General features: G+C 58.9%; 13 protein-coding genes and 1 CRISPR repeat array. Of the genes, 7 read left to right on the plus strand and 6 right to left on the minus strand.

Going from position 1 to position 22,767, the window contains the following annotated elements; all coding sequences use genetic code 11:
• Window positions 1-227: 227 nt before the first annotated feature.
• Window positions 228-1,193, minus strand: a complete 966-nt coding sequence (locus SY1_RS09525) for an RpnC/YadD family protein (RefSeq protein WP_015556889.1) — start codon at window positions 1,191-1,193, stop codon at window positions 228-230.
• Between the two features lie 119 nt (window positions 1,194-1,312).
• Window positions 1,313-4,556: a CRISPR direct-repeat array (repeat unit 36 nt; unit sequence GTTTCAATCCCCTTCCGAGGTTTCCGACGTGCTGAG).
• A 49-nt stretch (window positions 4,557-4,605) separates the two neighbouring features.
• Window positions 4,606-4,809, minus strand: a complete 204-nt coding sequence (locus tag SY1_RS09530; RefSeq protein ID WP_208873606.1) for a hypothetical protein — start codon at window positions 4,807-4,809, stop codon at window positions 4,606-4,608.
• Window positions 4,810-5,021: 212 nt separating this feature from the next.
• Here SY1_RS09530 and SY1_RS09535 point away from each other — a divergent pair, with 212 nt between their 5' ends.
• Window positions 5,022-5,405 carry a GTPase domain-containing protein gene (locus SY1_RS09535; RefSeq protein ID WP_015556890.1) on the plus strand — a complete coding sequence of 128 codons (384 nt, stop codon included), beginning with the start codon at window positions 5,022-5,024 and terminating at the stop codon, window positions 5,403-5,405.
• A gap of 29 nt (window positions 5,406-5,434) precedes the next feature.
• On the opposite strand, the gene SY1_RS09540 is transcribed toward SY1_RS09535, so the two are convergent.
• Window positions 5,435-6,037, minus strand: coding sequence for a hypothetical protein (locus tag SY1_RS09540; protein ID WP_208873608.1), 603 nt, complete (start codon window positions 6,035-6,037; stop codon window positions 5,435-5,437).
• A gap of 153 nt (window positions 6,038-6,190) precedes the next feature.
• On the opposite strand from SY1_RS09540, the gene SY1_RS09545 reads away from it, so the two are divergent.
• Window positions 6,191-7,294 (plus strand): hypothetical protein, encoded by a 1,104-nt coding sequence (locus SY1_RS09545; RefSeq protein WP_208873610.1) that lies wholly within the window; start codon window positions 6,191-6,193, stop codon window positions 7,292-7,294.
• A gap of 212 nt (window positions 7,295-7,506) precedes the next feature.
• A complete protein-coding gene (locus tag SY1_RS09550) occupies window positions 7,507-10,158 on the plus strand; it encodes an Hsp70 family protein (protein ID WP_208873612.1) in 2,652 nt (883 codons plus the stop codon).
• A gap of 163 nt (window positions 10,159-10,321) precedes the next feature.
• Here the strand turns inward: SY1_RS09550 and SY1_RS09555 are convergent, their stop codons facing one another.
• Window positions 10,322-10,993 (minus strand): lecithin retinol acyltransferase family protein, encoded by a 672-nt coding sequence (locus SY1_RS09555; RefSeq protein ID WP_208873615.1) that lies wholly within the window; start codon window positions 10,991-10,993, stop codon window positions 10,322-10,324.
• Window positions 10,994-11,061: 68 nt separating this feature from the next.
• Window positions 11,062-12,186, minus strand: coding sequence for a CRISPR-associated protein (locus SY1_RS09560; RefSeq protein ID WP_015556893.1), 1,125 nt, complete (start codon window positions 12,184-12,186; stop codon window positions 11,062-11,064).
• A 220-nt stretch (window positions 12,187-12,406) separates the two neighbouring features.
• Here SY1_RS09560 and SY1_RS09565 point away from each other — a divergent pair, with 220 nt between their 5' ends.
• From SY1_RS09565 to SY1_RS09580, 4 genes are read left to right on the plus strand one after another with little or no spacing between them, the layout of a single operon-like run.
• Window positions 12,407-14,608 (plus strand): HD domain-containing protein, encoded by a 2,202-nt coding sequence (locus tag SY1_RS09565; protein WP_208873619.1) that lies wholly within the window; start codon window positions 12,407-12,409, stop codon window positions 14,606-14,608.
• Window positions 14,601-19,187 (plus strand): DNA-directed RNA polymerase, beta subunit/140 kD subunit, encoded by a 4,587-nt coding sequence (locus SY1_RS09570; protein ID WP_015556895.1) that lies wholly within the window; start codon window positions 14,601-14,603, stop codon window positions 19,185-19,187. The genes SY1_RS09565 and SY1_RS09570 overlap by 8 nt, the downstream gene beginning before the upstream one ends.
• Entirely contained in the window at window positions 19,184-20,044 is an 861-nt protein-coding gene (locus SY1_RS09575; protein ID WP_015556896.1) for a hypothetical protein, read from the plus strand. The genes SY1_RS09570 and SY1_RS09575 overlap by 4 nt, the downstream gene beginning before the upstream one ends.
• On the plus strand, window positions 20,041-21,321 hold the full coding sequence (locus SY1_RS09580) for a sigma-54-dependent transcriptional regulator (RefSeq protein ID WP_015556897.1): 1,281 nt from the start codon (window positions 20,041-20,043) through the stop codon (window positions 21,319-21,321). The genes SY1_RS09575 and SY1_RS09580 overlap by 4 nt, the downstream gene beginning before the upstream one ends.
• 215 nt (window positions 21,322-21,536) lie before the next feature.
• On the opposite strand, the gene SY1_RS09585 is transcribed toward SY1_RS09580, so the two are convergent.
• On the minus strand, window positions 21,537-22,767 hold a 1,231-nt coding region (locus tag SY1_RS09585), incomplete at its 5' end, for an MATE family efflux transporter (RefSeq protein WP_208873621.1).

The following is a 22,767-nucleotide window of genomic DNA, read 5'->3' on the forward strand; positions in this document are numbered from 1 at the left end:
GCGGCGACCGGTCGGTCGGCTGTGCCGAAAGAGGACAATTTATTGTCGTCTTTCGGCGTTGGCGGGAGATGTCAGACCAATGTTTTCAGTGAAACCTACTGCGTAAGTTTGCCTCCCCGACACCCCCCAGTCCCTGCGGGACAGCCCCCTTGCAGGGGGCCAAAAGCCTCTCCTGAAAGGGGAGGTGGTCCGAAGGACCGGAGGGGTTGTCCTCTGAAGTCGGTGCTTCAGTTTCCGGACTCGCCTCTCAGCGCCTCAACCTCGCCGAGGGACAGCCCGGTGAAGTCAACGACCTGCTCCAGCGGGACACCCCGCATCAACATCCGCCGCGCCGTCGAGGCGATACCCTTCGCTTCGCCCCTGGCCAGCCCTCTGGCCTCGCCCAGAGCGATGCCCTCCCTCAGGATCGTCTTCGCCTCGTACTCCAACACCCTGCCTCCCATGATGGACTTCACTCCTTCCCTCACCTTTTCGTGTCCGCGGGCTATGTGCTCCAACACCTTGCCCGACATCTCCTCAAGCGTCCGCTTCACGTACTCCGTCAACTGCCCACTCTCCGCCAGCCCTTCAAGCCGATCCCGTATCCCCGCGTACTCCGACAGAAAGTCCCGCAACAGCCCCTCGTCCCTCTCGTACCTCCCAAATCGCCCCTCATGCGCAAAAATGCGGAAGGGGATGAGAAACAACAGCCCCTTGGAGAATATCTCCTCCGGTGTGTACCGCTGGGCCTTCATCGCCGGGATATCGTAGGCCGCAGACCTTCCGCCGGGCAGCTCGATGCGGACCGTCAGCACGTCCGGCGTGGTCGCGCGGCACCGAAGGTACAGGATCGCAGACGCGGGGAAACGCACCGTCAACACACCATCGTTGACCTCGCCCGCATCCAGCGCGATCTGCGCGTCGTACTCGAACATCCGGACCAACATCGTGTCGTCCGACGTGCTCTGGCACTCGATGTGGTACTTCTTCAGCGACCTGCCCCGTATCCCGAAGCACGAGTCCGTGATGCGCTCACGCTCTTTGCCATCCTGACCGTTGATAAAGTGCTCGTTCGAGTAGAACTCCACCGCCTCGTCCCCGGAGTACGACTCGTGAAAGATTTCGTTTACTATAGGAATAATGAGGCTCGAACAATCGTTCAGAAGCGTTCGGAACACGTCGTCGTAGGGCGTGTTGACCAGCATCCGCACCATCCCCCCATCCCTTCAGCTCCTGGTCTCATTATAGCAAACCAGCCCTCTCGCACCCAGGGCGCGTCACTGGACGCACTGACACTGAGAACACGGACAAAAAGGGTTGCGGCACTAGTTGCGTTTCAATCCCCTTCCGAGGTTTCCGACGTGCTGAGCTCTAAATGAAATAAGATTTACTCCTCTATCGACGTTTCAATCCCCTTCCGAGGTTTCCGACGTACTGAGATCTTCCTACAAAACATCGTAGGAAGCGCCCAGATGTTTCAATCCCCTTCCGAGGTTTCCGACGTACTGAGACATTACCAGCGCGAAGGCGACCGACCAGACCGTGTTTCAATCCCCTTCCGAGGTTTCCGACGTACTGAGGCAATAAGTACGGTATTGCTGCGGTGATGTTCCCTGTTTCAATCCCCTTCCGAGGTTTCCGACGTACTGAGGCAATAAGTACGGTATTGCTGCGGTGATGTTCCCTGTTTCAATCCCCTTCCGAGGTTTCCGACGTACTGAGAGAATCAGGAAATGATTACGTGGAAAGAGCTTGGGTTTCAATCCCCTTCCGAGGTTTCCGACGTGCTGAGGGAGGAAGATCGTAATGACCCAGCAGTCGGGGTGTTTCAATCCCCTTCCGAGGTTTCCGACGTGCTGAGAAAGGTACAACAGGAAGAGAGAAGTATACCTTCGTTTCAATCCCCTTCCGAGGTTTCCGACGTGCTGAGCGAGAAGATCTTTTGGGGTAGACTTTCTCCTGAGTTTCAATCCCCTTCCGAGGTTTCCGACGTGCTGAGGTGAAGAGGATGATGAAGTTTAGTTTTCAACAGGTTTCAATCCCCTTCCGAGGTTTCCGACGTGCTGAGCCATCATCGGGTGCCGCTCTCTTGGCGAATAGCGTTTCAATCCCCTTCCGAGGTTTCCGACGTGCTGAGATTTTATGACTATCCTAAGAAAAAGGGAGAGCGGGGTTTCAATCCCCTTCCGAGGTTTCCGACGTGCTGAGCGATTGATGGAGATGTGCAAGAAGATATAGTTTGTTTCAATCCCCTTCCGAGGTTTCCGACGTGCTGAGAAGTTGAACGAGGTACGTGACGATTCTGAAAAGGGTTTCAATCCCCTTCCGAGGTTTCCGACGTGCTGAGACGCCTACTGGAGATAGGCCGAAACAACTATCTGTTTCAATCCCCTTCCGAGGTTTCCGACGTGCTGAGAACGGAGGAAACCTCCCCCTCGGATTCCGAGGGGGTTTCAATCCCCTTCCGAGGTTTCCGACGTGCTGAGGCAAAATTCTCTACTGCCAGTCCCTGGGGCAGTGTTTCAATCCCCTTCCGAGGTTTCCGACGTGCTGAGAGTATGGGGCCGATCTCCTTGTCCCGGCGGAGGTGTTTCAATCCCCTTCCGAGGTTTCCGACGTGCTGAGGCGGCTGCCCGGGTTATGAATAATAACCCGGGAGTTTCAATCCCCTTCCGAGGTTTCCGACGTGCTGAGAAGGACCACGGTGCCGGCGACACCGGCACCAAGGTTTCAATCCCCTTCCGAGGTTTCCGACGTGCTGAGGGGCGTGGCAATGAAGTCACGCTCAAGCCCGTGTTTCAATCCCCTTCCGAGGTTTCCGACGTGCTGAGGTGGGCGCGCTTCTTGTGAAGAAGTTGATGGGTTTCAATCCCCTTCCGAGGTTTCCGACGTGCTGAGGGCCTCGTCAATTACAAGTTGAATGAGGTACGTGACGTTTCAATCCCCTTCCGAGGTTTCCGACGTGCTGAGATGTTAACGGAAGAGCTCTTACTTCCATAAACAGTTTCAATCCCCTTCCGAGGTTTCCGACGTGCTGAGGCCATGCAGGAAGTACGAAGCTTTTGGCCTCCTGGTTTCAATCCCCTTCCGAGGTTTCCGACGTGCTGAGAGCAATGAGCGTCATTAACATGACGCCCCATCCGAGTTTCAATCCCCTTCCGAGGTTTCCGACGTGCTGAGTCAGCTCGTGAAGAGCGCCTGCCCGAATAGGGAGTTTCAATCCCCTTCCGAGGTTTCCGACGTGCTGAGTGGGAGTATTACTGGACTAATCTCGGACCTAGCCGTTTCAATCCCCTTCCGAGGTTTCCGACGTGCTGAGATGAACCGGCGTGGCGCCTTTATCCGCGTCACAGGTTTCAATCCCCTTCCGAGGTTTCCGACGTGCTGAGGGGTATCGTCTGGGAATTTGCTGGCGATACCCTACTGTTTCAATCCCCTTCCGAGGTTTCCGACGTGCTGAGTTTTCGATCGGCTCTCCCTCAGAATCCACGAAGAGTTTCAATCCCCTTCCGAGGTTTCCGACGTGCTGAGTTTTTGAAGAAGATCGTCCCTATCAGGACAGGCAGGTTTCAATCCCCTTCCGAGGTTTCCGACGTGCTGAGATTTTACTCAAGAGGCATCAGCGTCTTCATCTTGTTTCAATCCCCTTCCGAGGTTTCCGACGTGCTGAGTTTACTTTATTGAAAACGAAACTTCACCGTGCTAGTTTCAATCCCCTTCCGAGGTTTCCGACGTGCTGAGTTTTGATCATACGAGTGCTACTGGACGGGTTGAGTTTCAATCCCCTTCCGAGGTTTCCGACGTGCTGAGGGCTCTTAGGATCTACTATGAGCCACAGTCAAAGGTTTCAATCCCCTTCCGAGGTTTCCGACGTGCTGAGCTCATCAAACTCATCGAGTGGTTCAGTGGATCGTTTCAATCCCCTTCCGAGGTTTCCGACGTGCTGAGGGGCCTAATCCCGAAAGATCAGGTCGAGGAATTGTTTCAATCCCCTTCCGAGGTTTCCGACGTGCTGAGGTAACAGTTGGAGGCAGTAACTGAATCTAGCGATGTTTCAATCCCCTTCCGAGGTTTCCGACGTGCTGAGCTCTCGAGCAGGCCCAAGAGGCCTTTCACTACTGTTTCAATCCCCTTCCGAGGTTTCCGACGTGCTGAGAACGGGGGAAGGATCATATAGCTGGTTGATTGTGTTTCAATCCCCTTCCGAGGTTTCCGACGTGCTGAGAAGTTGCCTGCAGGCGATTAATTACTATGGAATTCGTTTCAATCCCCTTCCGAGGTTTCCGACGTGCTGAGTACTATTAAGATGATACTCCATAGCCATTTTAGCGTTTCAATCCCCTTCCGAGGTTTCCGACGTGCTGAGATACCCAGTTCTTCCAACCGGAAAGCTGGGTAAGTTTCAATCCCCTTCCGAGGTTTCCGACGTGCTGAGCATTTCGCGAATGGACGAGGAGGCCGGTCAGTATGGTTTCAATCCCCTTCCGAGGTTTCCGACGTGCTGAGCTGCCAGTGGGATGGTGTGCCGTTTGACCACCCGGGTTTCAATCCCCTTCCGAGGTTTCCGACGTGCTGAGTGTATCACGAAAAAATACGTTGAGCAAGCTTCTTTAAGCCCTCTTTTTTTCACCCCCTCCCCGGCCTCTCAAAAAATCGTTTTTTCGATGCTTTTTCATGCCACTCAGAAGCCATGCCGCATTGTCCCTGCCGTTTTTTCACCCCATCCCCTCTGCGGGGTGCAGCACAAAGCCCTGCACCCCATGTATCGAACACACCAAGGATGGCAGAACAAACGCCAAAGAAGGGACCGGTGAAAAACACCGTTTCCAAAGCCAAAGACGTTCATCTCCTCCGGCATACTTTGCGCCATCACACCACACGAGTCATGAGTCTTATCGGGGGCCAGGTGCACAGCGGAGTGTTATACGATAAAATAAGGAACGTGATGATGAAAGAGATCTCTCGAGAACAAGAACACGGCGGAGCGTTCGGAGGAACTGTTACGCTCCATCGACATTGAGCGGGAACGGAGGCAAATCCACATGGACGAGGTCAAAAAAACGGACGAGAGACAGCACCCGATTGAACACAGGGAGAACTTCATCGCAGCCCTGACCGAGACGGGTAAAGCCATTCGCGCACACATCGGGGAGATCAACACCGTGATGCTGAGAGCCGTCGCACAAAACCAGGCCCTCGAACGCTGTCATCAAAAAACCTGGGGTGCCCGGATCGAGAGGATGAACAGGGAGTTGTCCGATTTTGAGCGCTGCGTGCTTCTTCGCCCCAGCCTCTGCGTCATGGGAAGACGGGGAGCCGGCAAGACAACCCTTCTTAATTCCTGGCTCGGTAAAACCAAAAACAAAAAGGGGTCCCTCTCAAGGCCCTTCCCTACGGCACCGAGGACACGACCGCCTGCCTGGTGAGGATCACCTCCAAACGGGATGACGACACCTCAAACTCCATCGAGGTCTCCCTCCTCGACAAAAATTGCATGAGCGGCGACCTGCAAGAGGACTCCCCAAGGCCACCGCGTCCCGACAGAGATTTTTTCAAGGTCAGGCGGGACGATCAGGACCGCGTCTTTTGCCTGGCCCGCTTCCCCGTCTACGGCAATAGAAAAGACAAAGCAGAGGACAAAGGAGGAGACGAAACGCGCTCTCTTCAGGAGGTGGACGGTATCTTCGTCCTGGACGAGACGGGGAGGGGCGCCGTTCGTTTTGAGGACATTCAGTGGCATGCGAGAGAGATCTGCATTCCGATGGACGTCCGTTCCGAGGATTGCGGCAGGGCTGGATCGGTGCTCGCCGAGGTGGATATCGTCGACTCCCCCGGCGCGGACTCCACCAAGCAAGGCGACTTTGGCGACTGGAAGAAGGTCAAGAACACCAAGGTCTTTCAGGTCGCCGTCAACGAGCTGGACATGCTGCTGCTCACCGCCTCCTCGCAGCCCAGCTCCATCAACATCGGCGGTCAGTTTCAGGAGGACGTCATGTACCCTTGGGCCCGGCGATGCCGGTCGGAATCGGAAGGCCGGCTCTTCGTGCTCCTGACCCATGCGACGGAGCTCTTTAAAAATGCCATGAGAGCGCTTGACGAGGAAGAGGACGAGGAGGACATCGCGGCACAGAACAACAGCTTTGGACGGATGCTGTACAAGAACATCCTGATGCCCCTCTTCGCCACGGCACCCGACGGGACGCCCCCCATTGTGCAGAAGGACGACATCACCACCTGGCCCCCCATCTTTTTTTACGACAGGGATTACGATTTCCTGAACAGGCTCACGCAAAGCGTCCCCAGCGGGTCCGGAGCCGAGATGTCCGAACGCCTGTGCGGGGTTCTCGACGGCGCCCCACAAAACGACCTTTCGGACGCCGAAAGGTGCGTCCTGTCTCTGGTCCGGGAGTGCGACGACATCGCGTACGAAAACAGACAGGTCGATCTCTCCCCCTTCAAAAGGTGGCTCGTCCGTTCCCTGTGTGCTTTTCTCGATCCTTCCGACAAAGGCCTGGAGCTGTTGACCGAAAGCATCGTCAACTATGCCTCACGCGGCCCCGTCGCCATCGCCCATGCCAGGGAACGGGAAAAACTTCTGGAGGACATCCTGGCCTCTTACAAAAACTTCCTCGCCGGATTCTCCCTCTCGCGCGCCAATTTTCAAGCCGAAGAGGAGATCGCGCGGGCATCCGAACTGGTCCGCAAGATCCTTGGAACAGGACGCTACGACCAGAAAATGCATTTCGGGCAGAACTGCCGGCGTCTTCTGGAGCAGGCAAGCCAAAACAATCAGGTTGAGCTTCGGGGACGTTCAAGGCCGGCATGCAGCGAGCAGGACGTCCTCAACGCCGTCGTATCGGACACGCTGCAGAATGAATTATGGACTCGAAACATCAATGAGGAAGACAGACAGGCCTTGTCCGCCACGCTCAGACAATGCCTGCTGCACACCCCTGCCATCGCCGGGCTGTTCAACGCCAAAAAAGGGGCCTTTGAGGAAAACAGGGGCGAAATGACCATACTCATGGCGGCAGCCCTGGAAAGGCTCCCTGGGATCGTCGAGTTTTTGAGGGACATCGACAATGCGACCCGGTCGCATCTGGCCCAGAATTATTTTGAGGCCGATCCCGACGAGATGGAGCTGCTCAGGGAGATTTACGAAAGCCACCTGGCGGAGGAGAGGCCGGAGGTTTCAAGCCTGTTCGAGCAAGCCCGTTCGGAATGCGCCGCCTGCCTCAAAAGCCTGCAAGACGATCCTGTGGTCACGTTATTCGAGAACACGACTTCGTTTGTCAAGGAGGATGTTCAATCATGAGCCTGCCTTTTGTTTCCGTCCAGGGACGCTCCCCAAAACGGTTTGCCCTTCGCTGCGAGTGCTGCACGTCCTCCGAAAGAAAGTCCAAGACGGCCCAGGGTTTTTTTGAGACGTCTCAAAGGTCAAAAAACGTCTTTGCGTACGTCCTGAATGGGGCCCCCGGCCCGGATTGCTGGCGGCGCTCCGGGACGCCGTTGCCCCTCGCCTCCATCTTGCCGAAGGAACTGTGGGAAAAATGCCTTTACGAACTTTCGATCGACAGGGAAGGGCAATGTCTTGAGTATTCTCAGGTTCCGGCTGACGATCTTCCCCTCAGGCTGGGCTATGCCCTTTCGGACGCGAAAGAGTGCACCCTCTTTCTGGAGTGGAGGCCCGAAACCAACGACTGCCCCCTCCTGCTCTCTCCGCAGTCCGTGTCTTCCGAAAACACGGCTTTCATCAAAGAAATAGGGCAATTCTACAAAGGGCAAAAAGTCCTTCTGCTCTCCCTGCCCCGCCTGGCATTCCTGCCCCACCATCCCGGTTGGGAACCCTCCGCCAAACCGGTGGACTCGTTTTCCAACCTGGGGGGGCTTCTCAGGTCCAGGGAGTGGCACTTCAGACCACCACAGATTGCCTTCCACATCTCCGAAACGGACGTCCGCCAGGAGGACGGGTTTTTGATGGCTCTCGACTTCGGGACCTCTGCTAGCATCCTGTCCATCGTCAACTACGACGGCAATCCCGACGAGTCGCAGGACCTTTTTCTGAGGGATCTGTGCCCCTGGGAGCATGAAACGCTCGTTCCGGACCTCTCGAACATGAAGAGCGAACGGGAAGCCTCCTGGGAAGTGATCCGTTGGGAGGAGGGGAACGACAGCACGGAGAAGAGGTCCCTGAATCTTCCGCCCGACATGCTGCGCAACCGCTTCCCTCTGCCTCGCAGGGGAACCCCCTGGATTCCCTCTCTCTTCTGCAAGGTCAGGGGCTATGAGGGGCAAGACAAAATCGTGATTGGCGACGAGGCACTCTTGATCCTGGAGGCCAGCCGGCACACGGCTTCCGAAAGGGTGCTGCACACCTTTGTCTTTTCGCCGAAGAAGTCGCTGGGACTCAACGACGATCCGCAGTCGGACGAGGACATCGAGAACTACCTCTTTGCTCTTTTTGAGATGACGGCCCACCGCCTTTCCATCCTGGATGGGTGTGGAAAGGGCTTCAGGGGGCCCCTAAAAAGCCTCAGCTGGTCTTATCCCGTGGTCTGGCTGAAGCATCAGGTCAAAAAATATGAAGAGTGTCTTAAGAAGGCCCTGGCTCGCAGCGCCCTGAGAAACTACGTCGCCAACTGGAGGCCGGAGGCCATCCTGCAAAGCCGGTACGCGCTGGATGAGGCCTCCGCCGCGTTCGTGGGATTTTTGGCAAGACGTTTCAACAAAATGCCGCCTGTAGATATCCTGAGCCTGATGGGACCCTACCGCACCGAAAACGACGAGGGCGACAGGATGGAGCGCAACGTGCTGGCTCTCGACTTCGGAGCGGGCACAACGGACATCGTCTGGCTGACGCTGAAACACGAGACGAAGATGGGCCCCATCGTGGAGTCCGACATCCAGCTGTACTTTGCCCTCGATCAGGGCGGACTCGAGATCACACGGCGCATCGCAGAGATACTGAAGGACCGCATCCGCGAGCATAACGTCAACAGCGGCATGTCGCAGGAGCAGGCCAGCCACTGGCTGAGGACGAACCTCAACGATCCCCGAATCGACGAGACCTTCCTGGATGGGGATCAAAAACAGATCCTATCCCGTTACAGGCGTTCCAAGATATCGGAGTTCTTCGACATCGCGGAAGCGGCAAAAAGGCATCTGGGGGAAAACCCCAGCTTTTCCATAGACTGGACTCCTTTACTGTCAGGAACTCCGCTGAAGGCCCCAGGCGACAGCGAGTCCCTCCTGACCCAGGATCAGCTGAAGGACATCGTCAAAAAAGTTTTCCGCCCCGTGTTCGAGCGAATCGCCGCCTGGAGCCGGGCCAAGCCCGAACTCGACCTCATTTTGGTCTCCGGAAGGTCCAGCGCCCTTCTGGGCCTGAGGGAGCTCCTGGAGGAGAGCATCCCCAGGGAAAAAGCTCCCGTTAAAAACGACTTCATCTGGCCTCTGGAATACTCCTTTGACGACCGCCCTGAGGACTCCGCCAAAGGCTATTTGGAGACCCCGGCCGGGGAGCAGGACCTTCAAAAGAACATGCGGATGGAGATGGAGGCAAAAACGGTTGTCGCAGAGGGCCTTTTGGAGAACGCCCGAAAGTCCATCACCTTCCAGGGCAACTACATCCGCTGCAATCCTCTGGACACCATGCGGCGCAGCCGCTGCATCGGCATCCTGGCGACGGACGACGGCGACCGCTGGCTCCCGCGCTTCCGCAACGATTTCAACCTTTTGGTCGAGGCGGATTACGGAAACATCAACCCCGAAGAGGAGCTGCCCACCTATGTCGAGGAGACCAATTTTACCTCCGAGGGCAAGGGCCTTTACCTGGGCATCAACTTCGCGGGCAAGGGGAACGCCGACATCATCGACAGGCCCCAGGTCTTTGCACGCATCCTCCTGAAAAATGCCGAAGGGACCCCCTACCGGTCGCTGAAGATGTTCTTCCGGCAGAAGTCCGCCACGGAGCTCTGCTTCAACCGGGCGCTGCTGACCAAGGAGAACGGGGATACCGTCGAGAGCGTCTCAACGCACCAGGAAGGGAACAGGCTGACCGTTGAAAACGTTACGGCAGAAATCAGGTTTTTCTCCGACGAGAAGGATTTCCGGAACTCAGGGAAAATCCACATCGACGGAAGTCATCCCATAGACCGCGACCCCGGCTTCCTCCTCTGAGGACACAGGAGAGGGCGTTAAAGGGGAAGCGCCGCACACTTCAAAATCAAAGTATTCAAAGGGGATCGTGCTTCTGGCGATCCCCTTACAATACCCGACGAAGGAAGCCCGCCCCCTCCCCTGTGTACCCTCGACCGCTCATTCAGGAGCGGGATCGGAGACTTCAGCTGTCTGAGTCCTCATTTCTCGCTTTTCCGAGCTCCAAGAGGGCCAGAGGAATGGCAACAACAATGGCAATGAATACCGCCGCTGCCCCCACCCAGCCCTGCACCTGGCCGGAAGCACGATAGTTATACCGGCAGAAAACGGCAAAGTGCTCGCAATTGTTCCACACCAGGTTGTATTTATTCTCTCCCAGGAGACTCTTCGCGTTTTGCACTGCCTGGCCCCCCGGAGAGTTCTGAGCCATTTCACAGAAGGGCGGCCTGTTTTTCTTTACTTCGTCGCGCCTTACCTCGAAGGTTTCCCGTGCCCACCACAGAGGGCGCCACGACCCCTCTTCGGGGTAGCGGCAGACCTCAAAACTTTCGGCGCCGTCCAGGAATTCATCCAGGCTGGTTTCGCGGACTATCCCGCAACTATCCCCGCAAATACCGGAATCATTACCGTCCCCTTCCTTTTTGGGGGTCGTGTAGTGAATGACGCTGTTGTCCATCGCCACGTAGATTCCATAGTGATCGTAGTGAAAGGACTTCCTGTACACTCTGATGACGTCGCCGTTTTCAAGCCTCCTGAGGTTTTCCTGATTTCTCATAACCATGAGAGCTTTTCCCTCCTCGTTCCATTCCTGGAATACAAGCCATCCTTCCCTGCCGCCCCCGACGAAGCACGGCACGCGTCGAAATTAAAAGCGCCAAAGGGGGGACCGTGCTCCGGGCGATCCCCCTTCCTGACCGCCATACCTTAATGCCCGATCCCTGCGTCGATGGAGTCCACCACGATGACCTTTTTGCCCTCCTCGCAGGCGTAGTGGCAGAAGCCCCGCCAGGCATTCTGCGTTGACCAGAGGTTGAACTCGTGCGTGGAGTCCTCCTTTGGATCTCCTTTCAGCGCTCTGAAGTCGAAGCTGCTCAGGTTGGTCCCGTTCTCAAGGAAACGGGACAGGTTGTCGATAGCCCGGTTCAAGAGGACCTTTTTGTCGGGGTCCAGCTTGCCGGCCTCGCTCTCCGTTGCGCTGCTGAAACGGATTCGGTCCGACAGCGGAGGAAGCAGCCTCTCGCCGTACAGTTTCGCCGAAACCTGATCGAACATCAATTTCCCCCAGGCGGAGAAGGTGCACTCGCCGTCAACGATATCCAGCATCGTCTCGGGCAGCCCGGAGCACTGTTCCATGGGAAGGGACTGCCACGTCAGGCGCCGGGCGACGGAGAAGTTGTCCACAACCGACCGCCTGGCGCTCTCGTCAAAGTTTACAGGCAGCCTTGGGATGCTCAGAAGCTCCCCCCCGGCCTCGAAAATATAGAGGGTCTCGTCCGCGTAGAACATCCCCAGGGCCTGCATGTAGCCCTGAAGCGACTTGAAGCCCCCAACGAGGTTGAACAGAATACGCCACGACGCTTGGCGGTATCCTGGCAGCACCGCGCTGCACCACTCCACCAGATTGTTGATCCCAAGCCTGAAAGCGCTCATGTCGCGGGTGTTCAGGTCCTCGATCGGCTGGACGGTCATCTTGATGCCCCGTTTTTCCCCCCAGTCGCTCAACAAACCTGCGGTGAGGCGCCCCTGGAAGGTATCGGTGCAGATCAGGAAATGCATATCGCCGGCCGCGTCCGCCAAACCTCCGGCCCTGCGATAGCACCCGATAAAGCCGTTCAATTCCGCCGAGAGCCTGCGGATCTCCGCCTCATCCCTCGCGGACAAAAGGTGCCCTCGCCTTTCCTCCACCAACGCCAGCAGTCTGCCCCTGTCCTCCGCGCTGTACTCCTCCTCCCGCTTGTTGGCGTTGCTCCGAAGGAAAGGAATATCCTCCCGGTCCGCTCCATTCGTCAGGAGACTGGTTCCGCAGGTGGTCACCGTCAACGCCCTCATCGACCCGTCCCCCTTAAGGCCCGCTGGTTCTGTCTTCATCCAACTCACACCATCCTTCCTTAAAATCCGTCCTCATGGACCCCATTCGCTAAAGCCTATTCATATAGACGATATATCAGTGAAAAATCAGGAATACCCTGCCGTGTACACCCAAGTATAGTACAATAACGAGAAGATGATATGCCAGCTTGGATACGAATCGAACATGGGGGCGAGGACCGTGGACAAAAAGCACGTGCGGATGATCTGTACCGTCGGAACCTCATTCAACTATCGCTGTAACGACGGCAAAAACCTGTTGTGGGATAATAAGAACAATGAAAAACTGCTGCAGGAATCGGAAGGGGGCCTGGATTCTCCACTGTGCGAGCTAATGCGGACGGGGGCTATGGGAAATCCCCGCCGGCTCAAGGCCATCGAACTTCTGGACTCCCAGGCCCTGCCTCAGACTTTCGACGAATTCACATTCCCCACGGCCGAGATCCAGACGCTCGTCCACTGGCTCAAGGACAACCGGGAACAGATTGAGACCCTGCACGTCGTGCTGCTCCCCTCGGAGGACGTCCCGTCCAGGCTGACGGCCCACGCCGCCCGCATCTACCTCAACGCGGCCCAACATCTCTTCCCCACAAGGATACAATGCGGCCTGGAGGACATCCTCCCCACCAAGATCGAGGTCGCAGACCGCGAAAAATTTCTCCGCTCCGTCGCCGTGCTCTTTGAGGAATTCGACCGCCAAGTGGACCAGAAGGGACCGGAACAGCCGGTCTTCTGCACCTCCGGGGGCTACAAGTCCATCGTCGCCTTCGCGGTGATGTACGCGCAACTTCACTCCATACCCTGCCTGTACACTTTTGAGAATGGCCCTCAGGCGTTCGAACTCATGCACATCCCCCTGGGCTATGCGATCGGGACGCTGGATGAGGAAATCAGCCTGCTCAAGGCCATCGGTTCACGAAAGGGCCAGACCGGGGAAGACTTGGAATCGAACCTGGGGGTCCCCCAGTGGGTCTCCGACACGCGCCCCCTCGCCCCCATGCTCATCAAGAGCTACGAAAGGGGGCGCCGTCAGCCCTGCGGCACGGGGGCGGCCCTGTTCGACCGCCTGCGGAACGCTGGAGACAGGGGGCGCCGTCTGGCTCAGCACCTGGAAAGGCTCCTTGCCGAGAACTGGGCCGAGCTGTGGATGGGGGATCAGATCCCCGAGACGGTGGAGCACAGCCGCCGCCACTCCAAGCGCCTGATGGAGTTCGCCTCGAACCTCTTCCGCTGCGCCGGGCCCCAGATGGAAGCGCTGCTGAGCCTGGGGGAGGACCCCGAAAAACCGGAGCTGCTGGCCCTGCTGATCGCCAGCATCTACCTCCACGATATCGGGCACACCGCGCTCTCCTTCCCCGTCAGACCCACGCCGGGGCGGTGCACCCCGTTTCCCCTGGGGCTCTTTCCCTCCGCGGTGCGCGAGGTCCATCACCTCCTGACGGGTGAGCTTCTCCGCCAGTATCCCGAAAGATTTTTCGGGGAGGAACACGACTGCGACCCCTTCCGCTTTCTCAAACTCTGCGTGCCCTTTCTATCGGAGCACCACAGGGGCTACACGGCGCTCATGGACGGCGACGGGAAGCCCTCCGAACTCATCGGTTCCGTCGGGAAACTCCTCTACGGCGAGGAAAAATTCAAGGAAACCCTCCGCCCTCTCAAGGTCCGTTTCGAGGAGGCCCTCGGAAACGTGGACCTTCCCTTCACGGCGGACGGCATCCTGAAGGCGACCGCGCTGCTGCGAGTCATCGACGGCTGCGACGTCCAGTCCGACCGCGTCATCAGCAGGGAGTACCTGAGGGCGCGGCTCGACCGGACGCAGGACGAGGCAAAGTTTCTCAGCGCCCAGCTCGAGGCCTTCGCCCTACCGCAGCAGATCGCACAGCCTTTTTCAGACCTGAAACAGGCCACGAGCAGGCTGGACGTGAAACAGGTGCTCGAGGGGACCTTCGTTGACGAGGACGAGGTTATCAAAACGTCCTGCAGGGCCATCTACCTTGGGGTGTTCCAAGCCCTCGATGCCCTCCGTCAGAAGCACCCGTCTGCGGAGGATCGGGCCAAAGGGGACTGGGGGAAAATTCAGACCGAGGAGGCATTGTCCTTCGCCGGGCTGTCCCTGGCCAACCGCGTCGCCTTCAAGTGGGAGCAGTTCCTGCACTTCTACAAGCACCAGAGCGTCGGCTTCGTCCTTCCGGTCCGGGATTCGGATAAAGAGGTGAGCGTTCGGCTGTATCCTGTCGATGCCACAATGTGCAACGAAAACACTGCAAAAATCATGGAGTCGATCGAACAAGACATCGAGGGCGAATATAAAAAGGCGAAATCCGTCCTGGAGGAGCACCTGATCCTCAAGGCCAGGACCTCAACGGAGGGATCCCATGACTGAGGGGCGGAGACTGAAGGTCCCGGAATGGGCTTCCCTGAGCCGCTCCCTCGAACGGTCTCTCGGGGATTTTCTGCCCTGCGGCATCTCCGTTGCCGTTGAGGAAAGGGCGTTGGAGCGGCCTCAGGAATTCCGGATGCTGTGCCTGACCTTAAAGGGCCAGAGGCTCCGGAAACTGGCCGCCGAGTTCGGCGAGGACGGCTCTCTGACCCTGCACTGGCTGCTTCCCTCCGAACCCCACGTGTTTGTTGACCTCACAGACGGCGCAACGGACACGAAATGGGCTTCGGCCCATATCTTCACGCTGAAAGGCTTTTCCAGGACGGAGGGCGGGGAGGGCGAGGAAAATTCTCCCAGCGCTTACCAAACGGATCGCTCACGGCTAAAACTTGCTCCAGATCTGGATGAAGGGAGGGTTTCCCAGCTCTGGTGGCATGACGCAGAACGGCTTTGGGGGCAGTTTGCCCACTCCGTGGAGGCTGATAAGGTCAACCTGAAGGCATTCGTCCGCCTGGAGGCCGGACTCAACGCGCTTTGGGTCAGCTCCCGGAAACGCCATCGCCTGCTGACGAAAATCGGGTCCCCCCATCGGGAAAACCCGTTGCTGAGGCTCGAAGGGCAGCGCCAGGTCTGCATCGGGCTCTGGGGCGTCGAAAGCCACGGAAGGCTGCGCCTGCCGCACGAGAGCCACCGAGGACGGCTCTGTCCCTTCCAGACCCCTGAGTCCAAGCGCACGGGACTGGACCTTCAACTGGCCGCAGGGGCCGAGGTGAAAAACGACGGTTCGATCAAGCCAAATGACGATTACCTCTTTTCCATCGCCGTTGGAATGATCCCCTACCCCCTTCACACGGACGGTCCCCGTCTGATGATGGGCGGCAAGAACATGAAACAGGCCGAGATCGAAATCGAGGGTGCGGAGCCTCCCATCGTCCCCGGATACCTGGAGGGACAGCGCGCGCGTTTCATTCCCGCCCTCAAAGGCTCTCTGGACTCGAACGGGCGTCTCAGCCCCCCCATTGGACTGAACGCTCTGACCCTGGTCATGCCGTTCGAGGGCTACACCTACGAGGACGGGCTCGTGGTATCGGAATCCCTGGCCCGGCACTTCTTTATCCGGAACGGGACGCACACGATCCGAAAAACCTGCGAACGGTGGATTCGGGAGGCCGATTTCAACGTCCCCGATATCGCTTCGGCCATCCGTGACAGCACCCCGGTCCCGGAGCCTCGCTACCTTTACGGCGCCCCGCTGCCGATTCCTGCCTTTAACTTTCAAGAGCGGGATCGGCACGGCTCACTCAAGCCCTGCCCCCTGCCCCGGGTCCTTTACGACCACCACGCGCCGGGGACGCTGGATAAGGGCGGCTTTCACGTTGACGTGAGGCTGTCCCGTCCATCGGGAACGGAAAATTCCAGAGGGATACGCGTGACGCTGGATCTGACATGGACCTTTCGCGTGGAGCGCCCTCTCGGACTCGGCGACAAACTCACGGGCCGGAACGGCAACAAAGGGGTCGTCACCCGCATCCTTGCCGATGAGGCCATGCCGAAGGTGCGCATAGGGGGCAGGGAGTATCGAGCCGAATTGATCATCTCTCCCAGCTCGATCATGGGGCGCAAAAACCTGGGGCAACTTTGGGAGATGACGCATTCCGTTCTTCTGAAATCCGCTCCGAAGGGAATACCGGACGACGACGAACTGGAGGGGAAGCAGAAGGAGAACCTGTCCGAACTCATGCGCCGCGCCGGCGCGGACGAATGGGGGGCCTTCCCCGTGTCGATCCCGACGGAAAACGGCCATCGGGAATTTCGCGCGTTTGCGGGCTGGCAGTATTTCTGCCGCCTGCACCACCACGCCCTGAAAAAGCTTCAGGCTCGTGGAGCCGAAGGGCCGATCCAGGAGGCATCGGGACAGCCGGCGGTGTGCGGTTCCAGAACCGGCCAGCGGCTTGGCGAGATGGAAAACTGGTCGTTTCTGAGCCACGGGGCGGACGACGTCCTTTTCAAAATGCGCGCACACTTCACCGGGGATTTCGCCAGGACAAGGGACCTGATGCAGCGGATCTACCGGTCGCTCGGCCTGACGCTTGACGCCGGCCGGGACGTCCTCCGGGTCAGCAGGGCGCCGGAAGCAGCCTCCGCCAAGCAGGACAAGACGGAACCGGAATCCCTGAGAGCGTTCCTGAATCGCACCCGGGACGACGGCAACGCGGACGACGCAGGGAAGCTTGTCTGCTATAAGGACCCGGACTCCAAAGGGTCCCCCCATTCCATGGAAGCGTTCCTGGACCAACAAATCGAGCAATTGAAAAATGCCCAACTCAAAAACACAGAAGACCCCAAGGCCAGAAAAAGGCTGAAAAGCCTCCTTGATAAAGCCAAAAAACTGAAATCTCTCCTGGGCTCTCAGGGGAACCTGTACGTTGACCCGAAGCTCCTGCGGCTCTTCCCCGGCCTGAGGACCGCTCTCAGCGAAATTCTGCACGCCACGGGCAAAGAGAAGCAGCTTATGGCGTTCCTTCGTTACCGCGAACAGCTCGTCGCTCTGTTGTCCGGCAAGGAGGGCGTGCCGCGGCGCCACCTCCTGGGACGCCGCTACAACCATTCCGCCCGCGCCGTCATCGTGCCCTGCCCGGACCTGGCCCTGCACGAGGTCCGTCTGCCCCTGATGATGCTGACCGAACTGTTGGACGGGTACGAGGACGAACGCGCAGGGAGCCTGTTCTCGGAACCTCCGTTCAAGGTCCGTTCCTACGTCAACGACCCCCTCTGCAGGGAATGGTCCGACGAGGAGGCGAAGCGCTGCGACCAGAAATTATGCACAGAATACGAGCTCTGGGCCTTTCTGGTGCGCCAGCCGAGCCTGCACCGGCACAGCCTCCAGGCGTTTCGGGTCCGCTGCTGGAACGAGCCCGTCATCGGACTTCCTCCGTTCGTCACCGCGGGGTTCAACGCCGATTTCGATGGGGACACCATGGCAGTGTTTCTCCCCCATCCCAGCTCAGGGAGCCTCGAAAAATTTTCCCTTCCCAACGATCCCGGCCTCGTCGGGACCGGGGCTCCCGCCCTGGCCTCGGGGCTGGACCTGGCCCTGGGCTGGTGGAACCTGGACAAGGCGGACAGGGACAAATGGCTCGCTCAGGCCGGTCTCGACGACCCCACAGGCCAACGCCCCCAAAAACTGGAGGACTTCCTGCCCGTCCTTCTGCGGCACACAGCCTCCCGCTCCTGGGCGGAGCGCAGCGCCCTGCTGGGGAGGCTGCAACACGCCGTATGCAGCGCATCGACCGGGGCGGCGACCCTGACCCCTCTGGAGTTCGAGCGCCTGGCCGCCTGTCTCGATCAACTTTTGCCCTGTAAGGAGGGGAAAAAGGAAGAGGACGCCGAGGCGGCCATAGCGGCTTTCTTCAGGGAGCGCCCCGACCTTGGACTTGCCCGGATGGTGGCGTCCGGGGCCAAGGGAAAGGTTCGCGACGTGCGCCACATGACGTGGGCCATCGGAGAGATCACCAAAATCAAGGGCACTCCGGACAAACCCTACATCCGGGGAAACTTCTGGAGGGGCCTGACGGAGGACGAGATGTTTCTCTACAGCTACCCCTCGCGGGACTCCATGGCGCAGAAAAAACTGGCCGTCGCCGAGGCCGGGTATTTGTCACGTCAGTTCGCCGAGGGGCTGTTTGAGCTTCGGGTCCAGCGCGAGGACTGCGGAACGGCAAAGGGTCTTGAGGTGGGGTACTCCAGAATGGAGCAAAAAGAGTGCCTGACCCTGTCACTGGACGGGGAAACCTTTACCCTGCCCACCCTGGGGAAGCTCGAACGGGACTTGGAGAGAGTGGCCTGGGGGCGCACGCTTGCAGGGCAAACAGCGCGTTCTCTCAGCAAAGACGACCTGAAGGCCGTCCTCGCCTTCTGGAAGGAGGGTCTCGACATCTCGGACGATGAGCTCAAAGAGCATCTCCTGGCAAACAAGAACCGCCTGGTTCTGCGCTCCCCCCTTTTCTGTGCGTGTCCCCCGGACGAGGGGGTCTGTGCGCTCTGCTGCGGCGCAGACCTGTCTCAAAAACCTCTGGATATCCCCCACCCCGTCGAGATCGGCGCATTCGTCGGCCTCACGGCCGCTCAGGCAATAGGGGAACGGGGGACACAGCTGGCGATGAAACGCTTTCACGACGTCAGCGGGGGCCCCCAGGGGAACAAAATCGCCGCCCCGCAAAAGGACAACAAAAGCGCTGACAGGAAAAAGGATAACGATAACAAAATCGCCGGCCTGAGAGAGAACTTCATCAAGGGACCCGAAACGCACGACATAAAAAAACGCCTTGGTAAAATGTTGGACGTCCTTGCGAAGGGCGACAGCGATGCCTTTGAAGAGCTTCCGCAGGCGTTGATCCATTATGAACTGGCTCTGAGACAGAGCCTGGCGCGGGGGCTCGACGCGGAGGCCTCAGACAGCGAAGGACGCTATCTGTCCGCCCTGGCCCATGAACGTATCGAACCCCTTTTGGGGGGTGCGTCCTTTACCGACGATTTCAAGACCATCAAGAGCAGACTGCTTTGGGGAGGATCGGATCGATGACTCGACAGATCGTGGGGACCACGCCCCGGCAGGTCGCCGGGAATCGGGCTGTCCAGCAAAACGTCGCCTTTCGTACCGGGAGGGGATTTATCCATGACGACACGGAGCCGGACGAGGAACGCTTCGAGGAGGAGCTGGACGTGGAGGTCAACGACGCTTCCGATGACGAGGAGGACGAGGCGCCAGACGACGACCTGGACAGCGACTCGTCGTACCATGAGGGAGAGGCCCGTCCTTCCACCCTGGTCCGACCCATCTGGCTGTGGTGCGGTGGACGCATCGTCTGGGCCGCAGACCGGTTTGGCTATCACCTTTCGCAGCGGGAGCAATTCAGGCGAAAATTTCAGAACCTGCTCGACTACCTCCGCTCACAGATGGGGACGGATTTCCCGGAGACAACGGCCCCATGGCTCCTTCGGGAGTTTTTCACAAAGCAAAGCATGAATGCGGACGAACCCTCCCCGGTATCCTCCGGCTCCTGCACGCCCTCGGATTCCTGCAGGGGAAACGAGGAAAACGGGAAGGGCGTCTCCTGGATAGATCAGCTTGGCCGGGTGGGGCTGATTGTGGAGCGGACGCTGACCCCTCTGGATCTTTTTATCATGGGACAGGGGAAAAAGAATCCGGAAGTTCTGGAACGGGAATGGCTCAAGATGCAATTGAAGAGGCGGGGCATCGGCAGGCCGGAATGGAAGCTGCTCAAGGATTGGCTTCCCGATGAGATCAACGCCTTTTTTAAGGACTTGAACGCTTCAGCGGGAACCGATTTTCACTACGCGCCTTCGACGCTCCAACGTAAAAAGCTGGCCGAATGGTCAAAATGGGATATCTGGAGCGGAGGGGAATCCGTCGAATGACGAATAAAAAATTGACAGAGCGAAGCATTGGCATCTACCTGCATTTCGACAGAAAAAAGACAGAATATAAGGAATGCATGGAGATTCTGAAGAAGGCCTTCGAGAGCCTGAGCACCTCAGGCAAGGAAGAACTCAGGGAACCAGGCTACGACTTTGTTCCCAACATTGAATCCGCGTTCTTCGTCATCGCGTCCCCGAAAACGCTGAAAAACTGCAAGCCTCTGGATAAAGGTCCCATGCCGACAATCCTGCTGCTGCAGGACGACGAATGGAATGACGACACGGCGGATGTCCTCGCAGATCCCCAATGGGATGTGCGAGGGCTCTTCCGTCTGTCAAGGCTCGGAGAAAAGTGGGATTATGAGGAATTCGGCGATCTCGCTTCCGCCGTCAAGGAACTCGCCCGCGAATCCATGCGGCAGGGGGGAGGTGCGGAGGAAAGCTTCCGCAAGCCTGTAGACTGGAAGGCAAAGCTCACGGCCCAACATCGGGTCGGGTTCGTCAGCCTTTTCTCGGACCCCTCGACGCGGACGATGGCCCGTCAATTTAAGAACGCCCTCGGTGACATCGGAAAACGACTGCCTCTGACGCCGAATACGCGTCCCCCATCTCTGCTGCTTCTTGGAGAGACGGGCTGCGGCAAGTCTCTTTTGGCGCGCGCTGCGGCAGACGTCCTGTTCCCCGGTGCGGAGAATCGCTTTAAGCGTTTGAACATCTCGGCCTATACGAACGACCTGATCGACATCGAGCTCTTCGGCTCCAAAAAGGGGGCCTATACGGGATGCGACGAGGACCGTCCTGGGGTCTTCGTCGCAGCTCAAGGCGGGGTGGTCTTTCTGGACGAGATCGGGGACATGGAACCCCGCAACCAAACACGGCTCCTGACCTACATGGATGACGGCAACGTGCTCCCGCGCGGGACCACAGAGAAGGTAAGCGCTCCCTGCGTCGTCATTGCAGCGACCAACAGGAGGATCGACAGGGGAGAGGGGGATTTTCGCGAGGACCTGTTCTGCCGATTCGATCACGTCATCACGATCCCTCCCCTTCGGGAGCGAAAAAGGGACTTGCGGCTGCTTGTCAGTCTGACGTTGCAGGACGAGGAGGTCAACCCCGACAGGAAGGTCCGTTTTATCAGCCTCGACGCCATTGAATATATCGAGCGCCGCAATTTTCCGGGAAACTTCCGGGAGCTTCGCTTCCTGCTCCGGCAGTCGGTCCGGCGCGCCGTCGCCTCCGCGTCGGAATGCCTGTGCCTCAGGCACTTCGCGGACTGACACAGCCTGCACGGGCGTTCCTCCTTGCCGTCGACACCTCGGCCCGAAGTCACAGTTGAAGAAGGCGAAGACCGCCCCAAACTTTTTCCCGGAGACGGTCTTCCTCGGTAATCGAGTGCCGGGGATCGAAGCTCCTCAAACGGACCAAAAAATACGCTGTACCCGTTTTCCTGGCGCTGCCGGAACCCATGCGCCTGTGTGCGCTCCGCCGCTCTTCAGGAAGCGCCGGAACCTCCGGGCTCCGACGGCTCAGCGGAGGGCAGGCCCCTGCGGATCAGGGCCAGGGTCGCCAGGGTGGTCAGGAGGTCGGCGCCCGCCTGGGCGTAGAGCACTCCGTCCAGGCCAAACAGGCGCGGGAGGACCAGGAGCAGCGGGATCATGAAGATTCCCTGGCGCCCCGCGCTCAGAAAACCGCCCTCCAGGGCCTTGCCGCAGGCCAGGTACAGGGTCGAGCAGGTGAACTGGAAACCCAGCGAGAAGAACAGGACGGTGTTGGCGAGGAGGGCCCGCCCGGCGACGGCGAGGACGCGTGCGTCGCGGCTGAAGAGGGAGAGGATCGGCCCGGAGAGGCACAGGATCGCAGCCGTCCAGGCCAGGCAGAAGAGCGTGGTCAGGAGGAGGCAGGTCCTGACGGTCTCGTTCAGACGCGCGAGGTTCCCGGCCCCGTAGTTGAAGCCCGCCATCGGCTGGAACCCCTTGATGAACCCAAAGACGACGAACATGCCGAGCGTGACGATCCTCAGGACGATCCCCACCGCGGCGACCGCCTCGTCGCCGTAAGCGCTCGCTGCCCTCACGAGCAGGCTCATGGAGAGCGCGGAGAAAAGCTGCAGCAGCAGGACGGAGCTCCCGACGCTCAGGACATCGGCATAGATTCTCCGAGTCGGGGAGAAGTTTTTGAGGGAGAGCCGCAGGTAACTTCCGGCCCCGGCGAAGAAGCGGAGGTAGAGGAGAGCGGTGACCGCCTGAGAGATCAGAGTGGCCGCCGCCGCCCCGCGGACCCCCATGTCCAGGGAATAAATCATGATGGGGTCCAGAATCATGTTCAGGACGGCGCCGACCGTCATCGCCGCCAGCGAGGTTCCGGCCGCCCCCTGCGCTACGGCCAGGTTCCCGGCCGCGACGTTGCCCACGCCGAGGATCGCGCTGAGTATGAACGGCACCGCGTAGACGCGCGCGTGGGGCAAAACGGTCTCCGTTGCCCCCATGAGGCGCAGAACCGGGACGACGGCAAGCAGGCACAGAGCCCCGGCGACAACCCCGGCCCCGATCGCCGTGAACAGCGCCGTCGAGGCCACGGCCTCCGCCCGCCGTCTCTCCCCCGCACCAAGCAGCCGGGAGATGAGCGACGCGCCCCCTGCGCCGAAGGTCAGCCCCAACCCCACGAAGAACAGGGAAAACGGAAACGCCACGGAGACCGCGGCGACGGAGACGGTGCCCAGCCCC

This window comes from Fretibacterium fastidiosum (assembly GCF_000210715.1).
GTDB classification, from domain to species: domain Bacteria; phylum Synergistota; class Synergistia; order Synergistales; family Aminobacteriaceae; genus Fretibacterium; species Fretibacterium fastidiosum.

What these genes read in the sequence shown, in the direction of transcription:
- SY1_RS09525 (WP_015556889.1), bottom strand. Translation starts at nt 1,193, where the DNA reads ATGGTGCGGATGCTGGTCAACACGCCCTACGACGACGTGTTCCGAACG.
- SY1_RS09535 (WP_015556890.1), top strand. Translation starts at nt 5,022, where the DNA reads ATGGACGAGGTCAAAAAAACGGACGAGAGACAGCACCCGATTGAACAC.
- SY1_RS09540 (WP_208873608.1), bottom strand. Translation starts at nt 6,037, where the DNA reads ATGGGTCAGGAGCACGAAGAGCCGGCCTTCCGATTCCGACCGGCATCG.
- SY1_RS09560 (WP_015556893.1), bottom strand. Translation starts at nt 12,186, where the DNA reads ATGAGGGCGTTGACGGTGACCACCTGCGGAACCAGTCTCCTGACGAAT.
- SY1_RS09570 (WP_015556895.1), top strand. Translation starts at nt 14,601, where the DNA reads ATGACTGAGGGGCGGAGACTGAAGGTCCCGGAATGGGCTTCCCTGAGC.
- SY1_RS09575 (WP_015556896.1), top strand. Translation starts at nt 19,184, where the DNA reads ATGACTCGACAGATCGTGGGGACCACGCCCCGGCAGGTCGCCGGGAAT.
- SY1_RS09580 (WP_015556897.1), top strand. Translation starts at nt 20,041, where the DNA reads ATGACGAATAAAAAATTGACAGAGCGAAGCATTGGCATCTACCTGCAT.